Genomic DNA, 21,794 nt, shown 5'->3' with positions numbered 1-21,794 from the left:
GAAGGATGTAACTGATGGCAAGTGCTGAGTTCTCGATTCCCGCGCTGGTCGCCGAGCGCAAAGCCGACAATCCGGATGGGGTCGCCTACACCTTCGTCGACTACGACGTCGACCCGGCCGGTGTCGCCGAGAGCATCACCTGGTCGGAGCTGCACGAGCGCACCCTGGCCGTCGCCGAGAAGCTGCTCCAGTACGGCGAACCCGGTGATCGGGCCGTGATTCTGGCGCCGCAGAACCTCGACTACGTGGTGGCGCACCTCGGCGCGATCGCAGCGGGTTTCATCGCGGTGCCGCTGTCTGCCCCGCTGTTCGGTCACCACGACGAGCGCATCGTCGGCGCGCTGGCCGACTCGACGCCCGTGGCGATCCTGACCACGTCGCAGATCGTCGACGACATCCGCCACTATGCGCAGGACCAGCCGAACCAGCGCGCACCCAAGGTGATCGAGGTCGACCTGCTCGATCCGTTCTTCGGGGAAACCGTGGACGTTCCGTCGCGACCGAAGACGGCCTATCTGCAGTACACGTCCGGATCGACGCGGACCCCGGCCGGTGTCGAGGTCACCCACAAGAACGTGATCCGCAACATCCAGCAACTGCATCCGGACTACTTCGCGGGGTTCCCCGACGGCGAGTACCCGGAAGGTCTGCGCGCGGTGTCCTGGCTGCCGCTCTACCACGACATGGGGCTGGTGATCGGGATCTTCCTGGGCATCGTCAGCGGCTGCCCGACCACGCTGCTGAGCCCGATCTCGTTCATGCTCAAGCCCGCGCGCTGGATGCAGCAGCTCGCCGTCGACGGATGGGTGGTCACCGCGGCACCGAACTTCGCCTACGAGCTGGCCGCACGCCGCACCAAGGACGAGGATCTCGAGGGCAGAGATCTGCGCAACGTGCGCGTGATGATCAACGGCGCGGAGCGGGTGCACGGCGCGACGCTGCGCCGGTTCAACGAGCGGTTCGCCGGGCACGGTCTGCCGGCCACCGCGGTCCGTCCGTCCTACGGTCTGGCCGAGGCCACCATCTACGTGTCCTCCACGCTGGCCGAGCGGCCGGCGCAGTCGGTGTTCTTCGACCTGGAGAAGCTGTCGGCCGGCCACGCGGAGCTCAGCGCGGATGGGGGATCCGAGCAGGTCAGCTGCGGGCCACCGCGCTCGACGACGGTACGCATCGTCGATCCGGAGACGTGCGTCGAGAAGCCCGCCGGGCAGGTCGGTGAAGTGTGGCTGCACGGTGACCATGTCACCGCCGGCTACTGGCGCAATCCCGAACAGACCGCGCGGGTGTTCCGCGGCAAGATCGCCGAGCCGACGTCGGGCACCCCGGCGGAGCCGTGGCTGCGCACCGGAGACCTCGGCATGATGTTCGACGACGAGCTCTACATCGTCGGCCGGATCAAGGACCTGTTGATCGTCGACGGGCGCAACCACTATCCCGACGACATCGAGGCCACCGTGCGGGAAGTCACCGGCGGCCGGGTCGCGGCGATCTCGATACCCGACGACGCCACCGAGAAGCTGGTGATCGTCGCCGAACTCAAGAAGCCCGAGGAGCGCGATCAGGCCTCGCTCGAGGCGCTCCAGCAGCAGGTCACCGCCGCGGTGTCGGAGGGCCACGGCGTGCGGGTCTCCGATCTCGTCCTGGTCGGCCCCGGTTCGCTTCCGCTGACCACCAGCGGGAAGGTGCGGCGCGCCGCCTGTGTCGACCGCTACCGGCTGGGGGAGTTCAGCCGGCTGGGTGCTGCTACATGACCTCACCTCTTGACGAGGCTGCTGTCCGGCGTTGGCTGGTCGATTATCTGGTGACCAACATGGGCGCCAAACCCGATCAGATCGACGCGGGCGCGTCCATGCACGATCTGGGGGTCGGCTCCCGCGACGCGGTGGTGCTGACCGGCGAGCTGTCCGAACTCACCGGCAGCACGGTGTCGCCGGTGGAGTTCTGGCAGTACCCGACCGTCGACGCGCTCGCGCGCTTCCTCAGCGGCGGCGAGGTGGAGCCGGTCGCAGCCCCGATGCCCCCGACCGCCGGCGGGTACGACGAACCGGTCGCGGTGATCGGGCTGGGCTGCCGGTTCCCCGGCGGCGACGGCGGTGATGTTCAGGGCCCCGACGAGTACTGGCAGTACCTGCTCGACGCGCGGTCCTCGGTGACCGAGGTGCCGACGGCGCGGTGGACGCCGTTCGACGACGGCTCGGCCGAATCGGCCGCCGTGCTCGACGACGTCACCCGCTGGGGTTCCTACCTGCGCGAGGTCGATCAGTTCGACGCCGAGTTCTTCGAGATCATCCCGCGCGAGGCCGCCCGGATGGATCCGCAGCAGCGGCTGTTGCTGGAGGTGATACAGGAGGCCCTGGAGCACGCAGGGATCCCGGCCGACTCGCTGGCCGAATCACAGACCGGGGTGTTCACCGGCGCGTCGGTCACCGACTACGGGTGCATGGGTGCGCTGGATCTGCCCGGTGTCGACGCGTGGTACGGCACGGGCAGCGCGTTGAGCATCATTGCCAATCGGGTGTCGTATTACTTTGATTTGCGGGGTCCGTCGGTGACGGTGGACACGGCGTGTTCGTCGTCGTTGGTGGCGATTCATCTGGCGTGTCAGAGTCTGCGGTCGGGGGATGCGAACCTGGCGTTGGCCGGTGGGGTGAACCTGGTCTTGGCCCCAGCGGTGACCCGCAGCCTCGACCGGGCCCAGGCCCTCTCGAAGTCGGGTCGTTGTCATGCTTTCGATGCGCGTGCTGATGGGTTCGTGCGGGGTGAGGGTGCCGGGGTGGCGGTGCTCAAGCGGTTGTCGGATGCGGTGCGTGACGGGGATCGGGTGCTGGCGGTGATCCGCGGGTCGGCGGTCAATCAGGACGGTCGGTCCAACGGGTTGATGGCGCCGAATCCGGCGGCGCAGATGGCGGTGCTGCGCTCGGCGTATGCCGCGGCCGGTGTGGAGCCGCGCGAGGTCGACTATGTCGAGGCCCATGGCACCGGCACGCTGCTCGGTGATCCGATCGAGGCGCGTGCGCTGGGCACCGTGCTGGGGCGGGGTCGCGGCGCGGAGGCGCCGTTGTTGATCGGTTCGGTCAAGTCCAATCTGGGCCATCTCGAGGCCGCCGCGGGTATCGCCGGGTTCGCCAAGGCGGTGCTGGCGCTCAGCCACCAGCAGATCCCGGCCAATCTGGGTTATGAGACTCCCAACCCGCATATTCCGTTCGACAAGCTGCGTCTCAAGGTCGTCGACACCCCCACCGACTGGGCCCCCCAGGGCCGGCCCCGGCGGGCCGGGGTGTCCTCGTTCGGGTTCGGCGGCACCAACGCCCACATCGTGCTCGAACAGGCCCCCGCGATGGCGCCCAGCGCCGCGCCGGCTGAGCCGGTCATCTCCACCCTGGTCATCTCCGGCAAGACCCCGGCGCGCATCGCGGCCACCGCGGCCATGCTCGCCGACTGGATGAGCGAGCACGACCCCGAGGTCAGCGTCGCCGAGGTCGCCCACACCCTCAACCACCACCGCACCCACCACCCGAAATTCGCCACCGTGGCCGCCCGCGACCGCGACCAGGCCATCGCCGGCCTGCGCGCCCTGGCCGCCGGCCACACCGCGCCCGGCGTCGTGCCCGCCCACCCCGGCAGCTGCCGCACCGGGACGGTGTTCGTCTACTCCGGACAAGGCTCCCAATGGGCCGGCATGGCCCGCCAACTGCTGGCCGACGAACCCGCCTTCGCCGAGGCCATCGACCGCATCGAACCCACCTTCACCGAACAGGTCGGCTTCTCCCTCCGCCAGATCATCGCCGACGGCGAAACGGTGCAGGGCGACGCGCAGGTGCAGCCGGTGCTGATGGGGCTGCAGCTGGCGCTCACCGAGCTGTGGCGATCGCATGGGGTGCACCCGGACGCGGTGATCGGCCACTCCATGGGCGAAGTCGCCGCGGCGGTGGTGTCGGGCGCACTGAGCCTGGCCGACGGACTCAAGGTCATCGCGACCAGATCCCGACTGATGTCCCGACTGTCCGGTCAAGGCGCGGTCGCACTGCTCAACGTGGACGCGCCGACCTGCGCCCGGCTGATCGCCGACCATCCCAGCGTCGAAGAGGCCGGCTACGTGTCGCCGCGTCAGACCGTGGTGGCCGGAATGCCCGACGAGATCGAGGCGTTGCTCGCCGAGATGACGGCGCAGAATCGGTTCGCCCGCAAGGTCAACATGGAGGTCGCCTCCCACACCGCGCTGATGGACCCGATCCTCGACGAGTTACGCGGCGCGTTGTCCGACATCGACCCCCGGGTGCCGACCATCCCGTTCCTGTCGACCGTCACCGGCCCCGAGTCGACACCCACGCTGGACGCCGACTACTGGGTGGCCAACGTGCGCCGCCCCGTGCGCCTGCACGAGGCGGTCACCGCGGCGGCCGCCGACCACGGCACGTTCGTCGAGATCAGCCCGCACCCGACGATGGGCCAGCCCATCAGCGACACCCTCGACGACGTCCACCACCACAGCGTCGGCACGCTGCACCGCGGCGAGGACGACACCCTGACCTTCCACACCAACCTCAACGCCACCTACACCAGGCGTCCGCCGCACACCGAGCACCGCCCGGAACCGCATGTGGGACTGCCGATCACGCCGTGGCAGCACAGCCGCCACTGGGTCGACGTGGCGCCCCGGCAGGCGGGTCCTCGGCGCATCCGCGTTCAGGACGCCGGCGACAGCGCGCTTCCCGCGGAGTGGTTGTGCGAGCTGACGTGGCCGGCACAGGCCGCGCCCACCGACGTCGAGGCGGCGGGTGACGCATCGTGGCTGGTGATCGGCGACGCGGCGCTCGGCGACGAGTTCACCCGGGTGCTCGGTGACTCGGTGTCGGTGCTCACCGGCGACGCCGACGCGCTGCCCGCAGGACTGGCCGACGCCAGCCACGTGCTTTACGCGCCGGGGCCGACGACCCCCGACGACCTCGGGTACGCCGTGTTCGCGACCGCCCGTTCCCTCGTGACCACGGCTGCCCGCCGCGACGATCCGCCGAAGGTGTACTTCCTGACCCGTAACGCCCAACCTGTCGAACTCGGGGACCGGGCCAACCCCGCTCACGCCGTGCTGTGGGGTCTGGGCCGCACCCTGGCGCTGGAGCATCCGGAGGTGTGGGGCGGCGTCGTCGACGTCGACGAATCGGTACCTGTCGAACTGGCCACCCGATGGTTGCTTGCCGAGGCCGACGCCGGCACCGGCGAGGACCAGGTGGTGTACCGGGCCGGCGTACGCCGCGTCGCGCGGCTGCAGCCCGGCGCGCCGCTGCGCACCGACGGACGCCTCGATCGTGACGGCGCCCATCTCGTGGTCGGCGCCACCGGCAAGATCGGCCCGGCGCTGATCGAGCAGTTGGCCGCGATGGGCGCCGGCACCGTCGTGGCGGTGTCGCGCAACCCCGGCTCACGGCTCGACGAGCTGGCCGAACGGCTGTCGGCGGACGGCACCACCCTGGTCACCGTCGCCGCCGACGCGTCCGACGAGGCCTCACTGGCGCCGGTCTTCGCCCGCTTCGGCGCCGATCTGCCCCCGCTGCACGGAATCTATGTCGCCGCGTTTGGCGGCGGCCCCGTCACGTTGACCGACATGACCGACGACGACGTCGCGGCCATGTTCCGGCCGAAGATCGACGCGGTCACCCTGCTGCACAAGCTGTCGATCCGGCACCCGGTGCGCCAGTTCGTGCTGTTCACGTCGATCTCCGGGGTGCTGGGTTCACGCTGGCTGGGCCACTACGCGGCGACGACGACCTACCTGGACACGTTCGCCTATCAGCGCCGGGCCGCCGGGCTCCCGGCGACGGCGGTGAACTGGGGGCTGTGGAAGTCGCTGGCCGACGTGCAGACCGGAATCGAACAGCAGACCACCGTCGAGTCCGGACTCGAGCCGATGCCCGACGACGTCGCGATCACCGCGCTGGCCGCACTGACCGGCCCCGACGCGCCGGCCCGCGCGACCATCGTCGCGGCGGACTGGCCCCGCCTGGCCACCGCGTACCGCACCCGCGCGGCCCTGCACATCCTCGACGATCTGCTACCGGCGGTGACCGAGGCATCCGCCGCGCCGACGACCGATACCGCGTTCCGGCTCGAGCTGCGCGACGCCGAGCCGCACCGGCGGCTGGACCTGCTCACCGCCCACGTCACCGAACAGGTGGCGGCCGCGATGGGGCTGGCCTCGCCGCAGTTGCTGGACCCGACAGTCGGTTTCTTCCAGTTCGGCATGGACTCGTTGATGAGTGTCACCTTGCAGCGCTCGCTCAGCGAAAGCCTTGGTCAGACGCTTCCGGCGTCGGTGGTGTTCGACTATCCGACCGTCGAGGCGCTGACCGATTATTTGGCGACGGTGATTCCTGAGATACTCGAGGCTGCCGAGTCGGCGGGAGCCGAAACGAGCGACGGCGTCGGGGGCGGCGCGGGACAACGCGACCGGGAAGGCGTCGAGGGCGTCACTGGGGATGTCTACGACGATCTGGCCGAGGACGAATTACTGCAGAGACTTTCGGAAAGATTGAGTTGAGACGATGACAGCTGCATCGCCGGATCGCCGCGCGATCATCACAGAGGCACTGCGCAAGATCGACGACCTCTCGGCTCGCCTGGAGGTCGCCGAGAAGGTCGAGACCGAGCCGATCGCCGTGGTCGGCATCGGGTGCCGGCTGCCGGGTGGGGTGAACAACGCCGACGAGTTCTGGACGCTGCTGACCGACGGTGCCAGCGGCGTGATCCGGGTGCCCGAGGACCGCTGGAACGCCGACGAGTACTACTCGCCCGACCACACCGTGCCGGGCACGATCTGCAACCGCGAGGGCGGCTTCCTGACGTCGTGGCAGCCCGACGAGTTCGATGCGGAGTTCTTCGCGATCAGCCACCGCGAGGCAGCCGGGATGGATCCGCAGCAGCGGTTGCTGCTCGAGGTCGCCTGGGAGGCCCTCGAGAACGCCGGGATCAACCCGCGCGGTCTGCGCGGGTCGGCCACCGGGGTCTTCGTCGGGATGACCACCAGCGATTACTACGCCTCCTTCATCGGCAAGCTGCGCCCCGAGGAGATCGACCCCTACATCCCGTTCGGCAGCGCGCCGAACTTCGCGGCCGGACGGCTGTCGTACTTCCTCGGCGTGCGCGGGCCCGCGGTGGTCAGCGACACCGCCTGCTCGTCGTCGCTGGTGTCGATCCACCTGGCCTGCCAGAGCCTGCGCCGTGGCGAGAGCGACCACGCGCTGGCTGCCGGCGTGAACCTGATCCTGACCCCGCAGAACAACATCGCGTGCTCGCGGTGGGGGATGCTGGCGCCGGACGGCACCTGCAAGACTTTCGACGAGGACGCCAACGGTTATGTGCGCAGCGAGGGCTGCGGTGTGGTGGTGCTCAAACGGCTGACCGACGCGCAGCGCGACGGCGACCGGGTGCTCGCGGTGATCCGCGGCTCGGCGGTCAACCAGGACGGTGCGAGCAGCGGCCAGACCGTCCCCAACGGTCCCGCGCAGCAGGTCCTCATGCGCCGCGCGCTGGAGACCTCCCGGCTGGCGCCGGCCGACATCGATTACATCGAGGCCCACGGCACCGGCACCGCGCTGGGCGACCCGATCGAACTCGACGCGCTCAACGAAGTCTACGGCGAGCGCGACGGTTCCGCACCGCTGGTGCTCGGATCGGTCAAGACCAACCTCGGTCACCTCGAGTCCGCCGCCGGCGTGACGGGTTTCATCAAGACGGTGCTCAGCGTGCACCACGGCCACATCCCCAAGCAGTTGTACTTCAAGAAGCTGACGCCGCAGGCCTGCGAAGGCGCCAAGCGGTTCAGGATCGCCGCCGAGCCGATGAACTGGCCCGCGGTGGACCGGCCCCGCCGTGCGGCGGTGTCGTCGTTCGGCGTCAGCGGGACCAACGCCCACGTCGTCATCGAGCAGGCACCCGCCGCCGAGACGGCCGAGACCGTCGACGCGCAGCCGACGCCGGAGCCGGCGGTGACGACCCTGGTGGTCACCGGCAAGACCCCGGCGCGCATCGCGTCGACCGCGGCGCAGCTCGCCGACTGGCTGGCGGAACCCGGGGCGGCGCATCCGCTCTCGGCGGTCGCGCACACGCTCAACCATCACCGTGCCCAGCACAGCAAGTTCGCCACGGTCGCCGCGACCGACACCGCGCAGGCGGTCGCCGGTCTGCGCGCGCTGGCCGGCGGCTACCCGGCCCCGGGTGTGGTCGCGCCGCACGACGGCATCTGCGGCACCGGCACGGTCTTCCTGTACTCCGGTCAGGGGTCGCAGTGGGCCGGGATGGGCAAGCGGCTGCTGGCCGACGAGCCGGCGTTCGCCGACGCCGTCGCCGAGCTCGACCCGGTGTTCACCACGCAGGTCGGCTTCTCGCTGCGCGAGGTGCTCGAATCCGGTCAGGCGGTCGAGGGCATCGATCGCATCCAGCCGGTGCTCGTCGGTGTGCAGCTGGCGCTGACCGCGCTGTGGCGCTCCTACGGCGTGGTCCCGGATGCGGTGATCGGGCACTCGATGGGCGAGGTGACCGCCGCCGTGGTCGGCGGCGCGCTCAGCCCCGCCGATGGCCTGAAGGTCATCGCCACCCGCTCGCGGCTGATGAAGCGGCTGTCGGGGCAGGGAGCGATGGCGCTGCTGGAACTCGACGCGGACGCGGCCGAGAAACTGATCGCCGACTATCCGGGCCTGACGGTGGCGGTGTACGCCTCACCGCGGCAGACCGTCATCGCCGGACCGCCCGATCAGGTCGACGCGGTGATCGCGGTGGTCGACGCCCAGGACAAGTTGGCGCGACGCGTCGACGTCGACGTCGCCTCACACCACCCGATCATCGACCCGATCCTCGATGACCTGCGTGCCGAACTGGCCGGTCTGCGGCCCTCGGCACCAAGCATCCCGGTCATCGTCACCACCGACGGCCGGCCCACCGACGGCAGCAACATCTTCGACGCCGAGCACTGGGTGGCCAACCTGCGCAACCCGGTCCGCTTCGGGCGGGCGGTGGCCACCGCCGGCGCCGACCACGCGACCTTCGTCGAGGTCAGCCCGCACCCGCTGCTGGCCTACGCGGTCAAGGAGACCTTGGTCGAGCACCATCACCACTGCCTGGGCACGCTGGCGCGCGACGCCAACGACACCCTGACCTTCCGGACGAATCTCAATGCCGCACATACGATTCGGCCGCCGAAGGTGCCCCACCCGGCGCAGCCGTGGGTGCCGCTGCCGACCACGCCGTGGCATCACACCCGGCACTGGATCACCCCGGTGGCCGACACCGACCCGGCGGCCGCCCCGGCTCCGCACTCGGCGGCCCGCAACGGTGCCGATATCGCATCGGGTTCGCCGGCGGCGCAACACCATCCGTGGTTCCACACACTGGCCTGGCCGGCCCGGGAGCTGCCGCAGGGCACCGATACCGACGGCGCGTCGTGGCTGGTGATCGCCGACCCGGAGACCGGTGCCGAACTGGCCCGCACCCTGGGCGGAAACGCGCAGACCCTCGATCCGTCGACCCTGGCCGACGAGGCCGCTGCCGCGACGCTCCGGGAGGCGCTGACCGGAGCGGACCGCGTGGTCTTCGCGCCGCCGGTGCGCTCGGCGCGCCTTGACGTCGCCGAGGGCTACGCGCTGTTCAGATCGCTACGCGCGCTTGCCCGTTCGCTGTCGACACTCGGCGCGGACGCGCCGCGCTTGTATGTGGTGACCCGCAACGCGCAACCGCTGGAGGAGGGGGACCGGGCCAACCCGGTGCACGCGGTGCTGTGGGGGCAGGTGCGCACCCTGGCCGTGGAGAACCCCGAGTTCTGGGGCGCGATCATCGACGTCGACGAATCCGCACCGGCCGAGCTGGTGGCGCGCTACCTGCGCAGCGAAGCCGCGGCCGGCGAGGGCGACGCGAACCGCGACGACCAGGCGGTCTACCAGGGCGGTGTGCGGCACGTGCCGCGCCTGCGCCGGGCGTCGATGCCCGCGACGACGCTGACCCGCCTGGAGCCCGACACCAGCCATCTGGTGATCGGCGCGACGGGCAACGTCGGCCCGTATCTGATCCGTCAGCTCGCCGAGATGGGCGCGGCCACCGTGGTCGCGGTGTCGCGGCGCGGCTCGCAGCTGACCGAACTGGCCGCCGAGGTGGCCGCCCACGGCTGCTCGCTGGTGGAGGTGGCCGCCGACGCGGCCGACGAGACCGCGATGCGTGAGCTGTTCGGGCGCTTCGGCACGGACCTGCCGCCGCTGGACGGCATCTACCTGGCCGCGCTGTCGGGCGGAGAGGCGCTGCTGACCGACATGACCGACGAGGACCTGAGCACGATGTTCCGGTCCAAGCTCGACGTCACGGCGGTGCTGCACAAGCTGACCCTGGCCACCCCGGTGCGCCGGTTCGTGCTGTTCTCGTCGATCACCGGGATCCTCGGATCGCGCGCGGTGTCGCACTACACCGCCGGCAACGCGTTCATGGACACGCTGGCCTACGCCCGCCGCGCCCTCGGCCTGGCGGCCACCGTCGTGGACTGGGGCCTGTGGAAGACCTGGGCGGACATCCATCCGGCGCTGGCCGCGGCCGGCCTCGAGCCGATGCCCAACGACGCCGCGATCCGGATGCTGCCCGCGGTGTTGAGTCCGGAGGCCGGCGTGCACTGCGCCGTCGTCGGCGCCGACTGGGGCCACCTCGCCGACGCCTACCGGATGCGTGCGCCGGTGCGCGCGCTCGACGATGTCCTGGCCGGTCCTGACGCGGACATCGGCGATCTGGGCGACGTGGCCGAACCTGTGTACGGCACGCTGCTCGGCGAGCAGGAGGCCGGACCAGGGCACCAGACGGTGTGGCGGTCCCGGCTGCTGCCGGAGGCCCAGCCCTACCCGCACGCGCACCGGGTGCGCGGCGTCGAGGTGGTGCCGGTGTCGGTTCTGCTGGAGACCCTGGCAGCGGCGGCCGGAGCGCTGGAGGCCGCGGCGGTCACCGACGTGCGGTTCGAGTATCCGATCGTGGCCGGTCAGCGGCGCGTGGTCCATGTCGTCGCCGACGGCGGCGCGTTGACCGTGTCGACCAGCGCGACGGCCGACACCCCCGCCGAGCGGTGGACCCGGCATGCCAGTGCCCGCATCGTCACCGAGGCCCCCGCTCCGGCCGGCGTATCCGTCGGCGCGATCCAGGGCGAGGGCTACGACGCGGCGGTCATCGCCGAGTTGCAGCACAGTTGGGGCATCGAGGGCCAGCCGTTCGACTGGACCGTCGGCGACAGCGCCGCGGCCGGCAGCGCCGTGCGCGCGCGCATCACGCTGCCGCAGGCCGACACCACCGCCCTGACCGCGGCGCTGGTGGACGCCGCGGTGCATGTCGCGCGCCTGGCCGACAAGGACAATCCGCAGCTGCTGCTGCCCGCCGGCGTGGAGACGCTGTGGGCGGACGCGGCGGCGGCCGGGACCGAGGTGGTGGTCGAGGCGCTGCGCCGCGACAGCAGCGACGGCACCAACGACCTGGTCGTCGACGTGACGGTCAGAACCCTCGACGGCCGCCCGTGCGTCGACGTCCGCGGACTGACCTTCTCCGCGGTGGAGTCGACACCGGTACCGGCGATGGACGACACCGCGAGTGCGGCAGCGGAATTCGTCGACTGGTCGGCGATGTCGGCCGCCGAGCGGCTCGAGCAGCTGCGCACCCGGTTGCGGGCCATCCTGGCCCGCGAACTCGGGATGCCGGATACCGCGCTCGACTTCGACATGCCGTTCCCGGACCTGGGCATGGACTCGATGATGGCGATGAACCTGCTCCGGGATGCGAAAGCCCTGGTGCGCGTGGACCTCTCGGCGACGATGCTGTGGGACAACCCGACCATCGCGTCGTTCGCGGCCCACATCGCCGAGTTGATCACCCCGGAAGACGAGCCGGACGAGGAGCTCGAGGAGATCACCGACGACTCGTTCAGCGTGCTGGACTCGCTGTTCGAAAGCGTCGAGTCCGCCTCGAGCGGTAGCGAAAGCAGTATCTGATGAAGACGATTTTCGACCGTATCTCCGGCATGAACGCCGAGCAGCGCGGGGCGCTCTCGGAGCAGTTCGAGAAGGCGTCCCGCATCGCGGGCGCCGAGCCGGTGGCGGTGATCGGAATCGGCTGCCGGCTGCCGGGCGGGGTGAACGGGCCCGAACAGTACTGGAACATGCTGGCCGCGGGCACCGACGCCGTCATCGAGGTGCCGAAGGACCGCTGGGACGCCGAGGCGTTCTACGACCCGGACCCGCTGGCGCCGGGCCGGATGCCGACCAAGTGGGGCGCCTACCTGTCCGACATCGACGGCTTCGACGCCGATTTCTTCGGCATCACCCCGCGCGAAGCGCTGGCGATGGACCCGCAGCAGCGGTTGAGCCTCGAAGTCGCCTGGGAGGCACTGGAGAACGCCGGCCTGGCGCCTGACCAGCTGGGGGAGACCCGCACCGCGGTGATGCTCGGCGTGTACTACAACGAGTATCAGAACGCCTCCGGCGGCAACCCCGACACCATCGATCCGTACTCGGCGACCGGCAACGCCCACAGCGTCACGGTGGGACGCATCGCCTACCTGCTGGGCCTGCGCGGACCGGCGGTCGCGGTCGACACGGCGTGCTCGTCGTCGCTGGTGTCGATCCATCTGGCCTGCCAGAGCCTGCGGATGCGCGAGAGCGACCTCGCGCTGGCCGGTGGTGTCAACCTCAATCTGCGTCCGGAAACCCAATTGGCCCTTGCCAAGTGGGGAATGATGTCGCCGAAGGGGCGCTGCCACGCGTTCGATTCGCGCGCCGACGGCTTCGTCCGCGGCGAGGGTGCCGGCATCGTGGTGCTCAAGCGCCTCACCGACGCCGTCCGCGACGGCGACCGGGTGCTCGCGGTGGTGCGCGGCTCGGCGGTCAACCAGGACGGCCGGTCCAACGGCCTGACCGCCCCGAACGCCCCGTCCCAGCGCGACGTCATCACCCGCGCGCTGCGCTCGGCCGACGTGACCGCCGGGTCGGTCAACCTCATCGAAACCCACGGCACCGGAACGGCTCTGGGTGATCCGATCGAGTTCGACGCGCTGGCCGCGGTGTACGGCAAGGGCGAGACCCCGTGCGCGCTGGGGGCGGTCAAGACGAACTTCGGCCATCTGGAGGCTGCGGCCGGTGCCGCCGGCTTCATCAAGACCGTCCTGGCGCTGCGCCACGGCGCGATCCCGCCGAACCTGCACTTCTCGCAGTGGAATCCGTCGATCGACCCGTCCAAGACGCGGTTGTTCGTGCCGACCGAGTCGACGCCGTGGCCCGCCCAGGACGGTCCGCGCCGCGCCGGCGTCTCGTCGTTCGGCATGGGTGGCACCAATGCGCACATCGTCCTCGAGCAGGGACCCGAGACCACGACGGCGGCGCCGGGCGACGCGCCGTCGGTGACCACGCTGGTGGTGTCGGGCAAAAGCCCGCAACGGCTCTCGGCCGCCGCGGGCGCGCTGGCCGACTGGTTACAGGAATCCGGAACGGCCGTCAGCCTGCCCGCCGTGGCCCGCACCCTGGCGCGGCGCAGCCGCTACGCCACGGTGGCCACGGTCGCGGCACGCAACCACGCTGATGCGGTGGCCGGGCTGCGGGCGCTGGCCGCGGGCCAGCCGGCCGCCGGGGTGGTCGCGGCGCACACCGCACCCGCGGGAGCAGGCACGGTGTTCCTGTACTCCGGGCAGGGCGCGCAATGGGCCGGCATGGGCAAGCGGCTGCTGGTCGAGGAGCCGGCCTTCGCCGCCGCGGTCGACGAGCTGGAACCGATTTTCGCCGAGAAGGCCGGCTTCTCGCTGCGCCAGACCCTCGAGGCCGGTGAGCCGGTGGTCGGCATCGATCGCATCCAGCCGGTGATCGTCGGCATGCAGCTGGCGCTGACCGCGCTGTGGCGGTCCTACGGGGTGGAGCCCGACGCGGTGATCGGCCACTCGATGGGGGAGGTGTCGGCGGCGGTGGTCGCCGGCGCGCTGACCCCGGCCGAGGGCCTGGACGTGATCTCGACCCGGTCGCGGCTGATGAAGCGCTTGTCCGGGCAGGGCGCGATGGCGGTGCTCGAACTCGACGCGACCGCCACCGAGAGGTTGATCGCCGACCGGCCCGAGGTGACCGTCGCGGTCTACGCGTCCCCGAAACAGTCCGTCATCGCGGGCCCGCCCGAGGCCGTCGACGAACTGATCGCGATCGTCGACGCCAAGGGATTGCTGGCGCGCCGCGTCGAGGTGGACGTGGCTTCCCATCACCCGACCATCGATCCGATCCTGCCCGAGCTCGGCGAGGCGCTGGCCTACCTGGCGCCGACCACCCCGAAGATCCCGCTGCTGAGCACTGTCGGCTACACCGGCTCGGCGCCGCTGTTCAGCGCCGAGTACTGGCAGGCGAACCTGCGCAACCCGGTGCGGTTCAACCAGGCGGTCACCCAGGCCGCGGCCGACCACGCCAACTTCGTCGAGATCAGCCCGCACCCGCTGCTGACCCACGCGATCACCGAGTCGCTGGCCGCGCTGACCCCGGCCCCCAGCGCGAAGGTGCTGGGCACGGTGACCCGCGACTCCGACGAGACGCTGGCATTCCACGCACAGCTGGCGAGCCTGCGTCCGCCCGCCGATCAGGACGACGCTCCGGCGTCCGCGGTGATCGACCTGCCGCCGACGCCGTGGCTGCACACCAGGTACTGGATCGCCAACACCTCGGCGGGTCTGGAGTACACCGGCGCGCATCCGCTGCTGGGCATGCACGTCGAGCTGCCGGTCGGCGGCGGGCACGCCTGGCAGTCCGACGTGGGCACCGAGCTGCACCCGTGGCTGCTCGATCACAAGGTGCACGGCCAACCCGTCATGCCGGGCGCCGGTTTTGCCGAGATCGCGCTGGCCGCCGGCTGCGAGGCGCTCGGCGTCGACGCGTCCGGTGTCGCGGTCAAGCGGCTCGAAGTGGACCAGATGCTGCCACTGGATGCACGTACGCGGCTGACCACGCAGCTGCTGCGCGACGGTGACGAACTGCGGGTGGAGATCCACTCGCGCTCCGAGGACGGCAACTGGACCCGGCATGCCCTGGCCCGCATCGAGAAGGCCGAAGGCGCCGAATCGGCGACCCTGCCCACCGGTGGATCCGGCTCGGCGTCGGCGTCGACGATCTCGCCGAGCGATTTCTACACCGCCTTGCGCCGCACCGGCGCCCACCACGGGCACGCGTTCGCCGCACTGACGCGGATCGCGCGGTCCGCCGACGGCTGGGCCGACACCGAGATCGTGCTGCCCGAGGAAGCCACCGCGCACCGCGGAATCCGGCTGCATCCGGTGATGCTCGACGCCGCCCTGCAGGGTCTGGCCGCGGCGATCGGCGCCGAATCGCTGGCCGAGGGGGCCGAGGTCACCTACCTGCCGGTCGCGATGGAGTCGATCCGGGTGTTCGGCGATGTCGGCCGACGGGCCCGCTGCCGCGCCGAGCTGGTCAGCATGGACTCCGACAGTGGCGATGCCATCGGCCGGGTCACGCTGGCCGATCAGGCCGGCCACGTCACCGCCGAGGTGACGGGGGTGTACCTGCGCCGCGTGCAGCGCCGCACGGTGCCGTTGCCGTTGTCGCAGAAGGTTTTCGACACCGCCTGGCAGGAGGCGCCCGCCGGTGCGGGTGCCGTGCCGCCGGGAAGCTGGCTGGTGCTGACCGAGGGCGCCGGCGCTCAGGGCCGGGCCCGTGAGTTCGCCGAACGGTTCGGCACCGACGCGCGGCGGGTGGTCACCGCGGCGCTCGACGACGAGTCAGCCGTGGGGGAGGCGTTCGCGACGGCGGCGGCCGATCCGGACCGGCCGCCGATCGGGGTGGTCGTCTTCCTCGACAGCGTGACCTTCGACGAGTCCGACGCGGGGGCATTGACCCGGGCCCGCGACCTGGTGTGGGCGGTGTCGAGCGCAGTGCGCGCCGTCAGCACGGGCTGGCACGGCAAACCACCGCGGCTGTGGCTGGTCAGCCGAAACGGTCTGATCGTCGATGACGGCGAGGCCGGTGACCCCGCGGTCGGAGCCCTGCGCGGGCTGGTGCGGGTGCTGGCCTACGAGAACCCCGATTTGCGTGCCACGCTGGTCGACCTGGACACCGATGCCGACGCCGCGGCGGTGCTGGCCACCGAGTTCGACGCCGACGGCGGCGACGACGTCATCGCGCGCCGCGCTGGGCGGCGCGTGGTCGAAAGGCTGGTCCGCGCGACCGTTCCGGCGCGGCGTGCGGAACCGGTGGTGCGCTCCGACGGTGCGTACATCGTGACCGGCGGCCTGGGCGGCATCGGCCTGACCGTGGCGCGCTGGCTGGTCGACAACGGTGCCGGACGGGTCGTGCTCAACGGCCGCAGCGCACCGTCCGACGAGGTCGCGGCCACGCTCGAGAGCTGGGGAGAGCGCAGCGAGGTGGTCACGGTGCTCGGCGACATCGCCGAACCGGGCACCGCTGAGCGGCTGGTCGGCGCCGCCGAGGCCACCGGGCGCGCGTTGCGCGGCGTGATCCACTCCGCCGCGGTGCTCGACGACCAGTTGGTCGCCGCCATGTCCGAGGACAGCCTGGACCGGATCTGGGCGCCCAAGGCCACCGGCGCGGCGCGGCTGCACCAGGCCACCCGCGAGCGGCAGCTGGACTGGTGGGTCGGTTTCTCGTCGGTCGCCTCGCTGCTGGGTTCGCCGGGGCAGGCGTCCTACGCCTGCGCCAACGCCTGGCTCGACGCGTTCGTCGGGTGGAGTAGCGCCACCGGCGTCCCGGCCACCGCGATCAACTGGGGTCAGTGGGCCGATGTGGGCCTGGCCAAGACCTTGACGTTCAGCGTGCTCGACCCGATGTCGACCGACGAGGGCATCGAGGCGCTGCAGACCGTGGTGGCCGGCGCCCCGACCCGCATCGGGGTGGCACGGCTTCGGCTGGACCGCGCCGCGGCGGCGTTCCCGGAGATCGCCAAGCTCGGGTTCTTCACCAATCTGGTGGCCGAACTGGGGGCGCTGGACGAGGACGATGACTGGGCCGGCACCGACGCGCTGCGCGAGATGGCGGCCGGGGAGGCGCACCGCGTCGTGGTGGCGCGCCTGCGCCGCCGGATCTCGGCGATCATGGGCTTCTCCGACGAGAACGCGATCGCCGTGGACCAGCCGCTGACCCAGCTCGGCCTGGATTCGCTGATGGCGGTGCGCATGCGCAACACCGTGCGCAGTGACTTCGGTGTCGAGCCGCCGGTCGCCCTGCTCCTGCAGGGCGCTACGCTGGCTGACCTTGCCGTGGACCTGATCCGCCAGCTCGGCCTCGCCGAGGACGACTCGGGCGATCGGCCCAACGCGGTGCGTGACCGGGTGCAGCAACGAGCCGCGGCCCGTCAGCGGGCGGCGGCCCGGCGAAAGGTAGGACAACGACTGTGACGAGCGGTAACCCGCTGCCGGACAACGCCATCGCCGTCGTCGGCATGGCCGGGAGGTTTCCCGGGGCCGAGTCGGTGTCGGCGTTCTGGCGAAATCTGCGTCTCGGGATGGAGTCGATCGTCGACCTGTCCGAGGATGAGCTGCTCAACAGCGGCGTCACCGAGCAGACGCTGGCCAACCGCTCCTATGTACGCCGCGCCGCGTTGATGACCGGGATCGAGGAGTTCGACGCCGAGTTCTTCGGCTTCACCCCGGCCACCGCGCGCACGCTCGACCCGCAGCACCGGCTGTTCCTGCAGGCGGCATGGCATGCGCTGGAGGACGCCGGACTCGACCCGGGCGAGATCGAGAGCACCGTCGGTGTGTTCGGCACGAGTTCGACCAGCGGGTACCTGCTGCACAACCTGATGTCGCAGTACGACCCGAGCATGGTCATCGGGCAGGGCGCGAGCTTCGACATGGTCAACCTGTCGCTGCTCAACGACAAGGATCACCTCGCCACCCGGGTGGCTCATCAGCTCAACCTGCGCGGCCCGGCGATCTCGGTGGCCACCGCATGCTCATCGTCGCTGGTGGCGGTGCATCTGGCCTGCCAGAGCATCCTCAACGGCGAGTGCGACCTCGCGTTGGCCGGCGGGTCGTCGATCCGGGTTCCGCACAAGGTCGGTTACTGGTACGAGCCGGGCACCATGGTCTCGCCGACCGGCCACTGCCGGCCGTTCGACGTGCGCTCCGACGGCACGATCTTCGGCAGCGGGGTCGGGGTCGTCGTGCTCAAACCGCTGGCCGACGCCGTCGATGACGGCGACCGCATCCACGCGGTGATCCGCGGGTCGGCGCTGAACAACGACGGCGCGGTGAAGATGACCTACGCGGCACCCACCGCGATCGGACAGGCCGAGGTGATCGCCGAGGCGCACGCGGTGGCCGACATCGACGCATCCACGGTGGGCTACGTGGAAACCCACGGCACCGGAACCCCGCTCGGCGACCCGATCGAGATCGAGGGTCTGCGCCAGGCGTTCGACCTGGCAGCCGAGAAGCGTTCCGGCCCTTGCTACATCGGTTCGGTGAAGTCGAATATCGGCCACCTGGAGACCGCCGCGGGCATCGCGGGCCTGATCAAGACGATCCTGTGCCTGAAGCACCGCGCCATCCCGCCGACGCTGCACTACACCAGCCCCAACCCCGAGCTGCACCTCGACCGCAGCCCGTTCCTGGTGCGCGACGAGGACGGCCCGTGGGACTGGGACGGCATCCGCCGCGCCGGGGTCAGCTCGTTCGGCGTCGGCGGCACCAACGCCCACATCGTCCTCGAGGAGGCCCCCGCGACGGCACCGTCGCCGGTGGCCGGCGGTCCGCAGGTGCTGCTGCTGTCGGCCCGCACGGCCGACGCGCTGACGCAGGCCCGCACCGCGCTGAGCGACGAACTGGCCGCCGAGGACGAACTGAACCTCGCCGACGCCGCGTACACGCTGGCCCGCCGGCGTAAGGAGCCGCACCGGCTCGCCGCGGTGGTCGACGATCCCCAGCACGCGGTCGCGGTGCTCGGAAACGACGAGCACGACAACGTCTTCGTCGGCCAGGGGCCCGAGGCGCAGACCGAAGCCGCCGCGGATCGGGTGGTGTTCCTGTTCCCCGGGCAGGGCGCCCAGCACATCGGCATGGCCCGCGGTCTGTACGACACCGAACCGGTGTTCGCCGAGCATTTCGACGCGTGCGCCACCGCGTTCGGCCAGGAGCTGGGCTACGACCTGCGCGCCGAGGTGTTCGACGGTGCGGGGCGCAACCTGGAGCGCACCGATCGCGCCCAGCCCGCACTGTTCACCGTGGAGTACGCGCTGGCCAAGCTGATCGAGTCGTACGGGGTGCGTCCGTCGGCGCTGGCCGGCCACAGCATCGGCGAGTACGCCGCGGCCGCGTTCGCCGGCGTGTTCGACCTGCCGACCGCGGTCAAAGCGGTGTCGATGCGGGCGCGGCTGATGCACGCGTCGGCGCGCGGGGTGATGGTCGCGGTCGCGCTGAGCCCCGACGCGATCACCGAATACCTCTCCGACGACGTCGATCTGGCCGCGGTCAACGACCCCGGCAACTGCGTGGTCGCCGGCTCGGAGGAGGCGATCCGCACCTTCCAGGCGCGGCTGGCTGAGAAGGGCATCGTGGCCCGCCGGGTCCGTACCGCGCACGCCTTCCACTCGCGGTTGATGGACCCGGTCATCCCGGAGTTCTCGGCGTTCATGTCCCGCCTGACGTTGAACGCGCCGCAGATCACGTTGCTGTCCAACGTCACGGGTGCGCCGATGTCGGCCGCCGAAGCCACCGACCCGACCACCTGGGCGCGCCAGATCCGCGCCACCGTCCGGTTCGCCGACGAACTGGACCTGCTGCTGTCGGATCCGAACCGGGTCGTCGTGGAGGTGGGACCCGGCGGAGCGCTGACCTCGTCGGCGGTGCGCCACCCCCGGTGGTCGGCCAACCACCGCGCGGTGCGCCTGATGCGCCACCAGGCGCAGAATCGCAGCGACCGGGACACCTTCCTGCTGGCCCTGGGCCAGCTGTGGGCGGCCGGGGTCGAGGTGGACTGGACGCCGCTGTCCGGGGCGCAGCCGCACATGATCTCGCTGCCCGGCTATCCGTTCGAGCGGCAACGGCACTGGATCGAGTACAACGCCGGCGCCGCGTGGCTGTCGGGCCGCGCCGCCGGCAACGGCGCGGTGACCGGCCCCGGCAGCGCCGCGGCCGCGACCAGCAGCAAGTCGCAGATGGAAGCGGCGCTGCAGGGCATCTGGTGCCAGTGCCTCGGGGTGGCGACGGTGGACACCACCGCGAACTTCTTCGAGCTCGGCGGCGACTCGCTGATCGCGATCAGCGTGGCGATGACCGCGTCGAAGCAGGGCCTGGACCTGACACCGCAGGACCTCTACGAGAACCAGACGATCGCGTCGCTGGCGCGCACCCTGGTCGCGCGCTACGCCGAGGGCGGGCTGGCCCGGCACTCGCTGACCGAGGAGGCCAATCCGCCGGTGCCGCCGAACGTCGCGCACTTCCTCGACCACGGTCTGCGGGACGGCGGCCGGTGGCGGATGCCGGTGGTGCTGGCGCTGCGCTCCGACATCAGCGTCGACGCGGTGCGCACCGTGCTGGGCGCGGTGGCCAACCACCACGACGTGCTGCGCGCCCACATCGTCGAGCACGCCGGCACCTGGGAGCAGCGCATCGCCGAGCCCGGCGAGTTCACCGAGCTGACCGTCCGGTCGCTGCCCGACGGGGTCGCGTCGGGCAGCCCGCAGGAGCGCGAAGCAGTGCTCGAGGTGCTGACCGAACAGCTCGCCGAACACCAGTTGCTGACCGCACCGCTGACCGCCAGCTACGTCCACGGTGTGCCGGGCGGGTCGAACTACCTGACCATCAGCGTGCACGGGATCGCCGGCGACGAGACGTCCCGCGACATCCTGGTCACCGACATCTTCACCGCGATCCACCAGCTGCTCGCGGACGAGGAGATCACGCTGACCCCGGTGCCCACGTCATGGCGGGAGTGGTCACAGCGGTGCGCGGCGCTGGCCACGCATCCGGCGGTGCTGGAGAGCCGGGACTACTGGGTGCAGACGGCCACCGGCGCCACGGTCAACATGGTGGGGGCCGAGGCCTCCGAACCGCCGCGGGCCGACGACATGAAACGGCTGTCGGCCGGGCTGACCGTGGCCGAGACCGGTGAGGTCGACGACGCCCGTCGCCGGCTGCGCCTGCCGGTGGAGGAGATTCTGCTGGCCGCGCTGAGCCGCACGGTGGCCGCCACGGTGGGTGAAGGCGCGGTGGCCGTCGACCTCGGCGGCCGGGGCCGACTGGTCCTCAAGCCCGACGTCGACCTGCAGCGCACCGTCGGCTGGTTCACCACCGTCCATCCGGTGTTGCTGCGCAGCGCCTCGGAGAAGAGCGCCAGCGCGGGCGAGGTGCTCGACGACGTCCGCGAGACGTTGAAGGCCGTGCCGCACTACGGGATCGGATACGGGCTGCTTCGCTACAACTACGCGCCGACGGCGCGCGTGCTGGGCAGCGCCCGCCCGGCCGACATCCTGGTGTCGCACATGGGCACCATCCCGGATGTGCCCGGCGAGCAGCCCGACGATGCGCCGGTGCGCTTCGACAGCGACACCGCGATGCCGGTGCGGGACTCGGTATCCGGCCTGGGCCATCCGATCGAGTTGCGCGTCTACCGGACCGGCGGGGTGCTGCACCTGGACTGGTGGTACGACAGTCGCCGGCTGGGCCCCACCGACGTGGAGTCACTGGCCCGGCAGTTCTCGACCGCGCTGCTGGACCTGACCCGGGAGGCGCTGGCAGAAAACGAGATGGAGTCCGGCAGCGGCGAACTCGCCCTGGTGGACCTGTCGTGACAGCA

5 protein-coding genes are annotated in these 21,794 nt (G+C 71.2%); all 5 read left to right on the top strand.

Going from position 1 to position 21,794, the window contains the following annotated elements; genetic code table 11:
* The first annotated feature begins 14 nt into the window (after positions 1-14).
* Genes G6N31_RS06500 through G6N31_RS06480 form a run of 5 tightly spaced genes read left to right on the top strand, consistent with a single transcriptional unit; the run spans position 15 to position 21,789 of the window.
* Positions 15-1,751, top strand: a complete 1,737-nt coding sequence (locus tag G6N31_RS06500; protein WP_098004618.1) for an AMP-binding protein — start codon at positions 15-17, stop codon at positions 1,749-1,751.
* Positions 1,748-6,535, top strand: a complete 4,788-nt coding sequence (locus tag G6N31_RS06495; protein WP_163722074.1) for a type I polyketide synthase — start codon at positions 1,748-1,750, stop codon at positions 6,533-6,535. The genes G6N31_RS06500 and G6N31_RS06495 overlap by 4 nt, the downstream gene beginning before the upstream one ends.
* A gap of 4 nt (positions 6,536-6,539) precedes the next feature.
* The gene (locus G6N31_RS06490) at positions 6,540-11,996 is read left to right on the top strand and encodes an SDR family NAD(P)-dependent oxidoreductase (protein WP_098004620.1); all 5,457 of its coding nucleotides are present in this window, start codon (positions 6,540-6,542) and stop codon (positions 11,994-11,996) included.
* The gene (locus tag G6N31_RS06485; protein WP_098004621.1) at positions 11,996-17,392 is read left to right on the top strand and encodes a type I polyketide synthase; all 5,397 of its coding nucleotides are present in this window, start codon (positions 11,996-11,998) and stop codon (positions 17,390-17,392) included. Before G6N31_RS06490 ends, G6N31_RS06485 begins: the two co-directional genes overlap by 1 nt.
* A gap of 44 nt (positions 17,393-17,436) precedes the next feature.
* Positions 17,437-21,789, top strand: a complete 4,353-nt coding sequence (locus G6N31_RS06480; protein WP_234815404.1) for a type I polyketide synthase — start codon at positions 17,437-17,439, stop codon at positions 21,787-21,789.
* Positions 21,790-21,794: the final 5 nt, after the last annotated feature.

Origin of the sequence: Mycolicibacterium duvalii (genome assembly GCF_010726645.1) — a bacterium.
In the GTDB taxonomy this organism is placed as follows: domain Bacteria; phylum Actinomycetota; class Actinomycetes; order Mycobacteriales; family Mycobacteriaceae; genus Mycobacterium; species Mycobacterium duvalii.
Note: the sequence above shows the minus strand (reverse complement) of the source record. Positions and strands in the feature narration are given on the sequence as shown.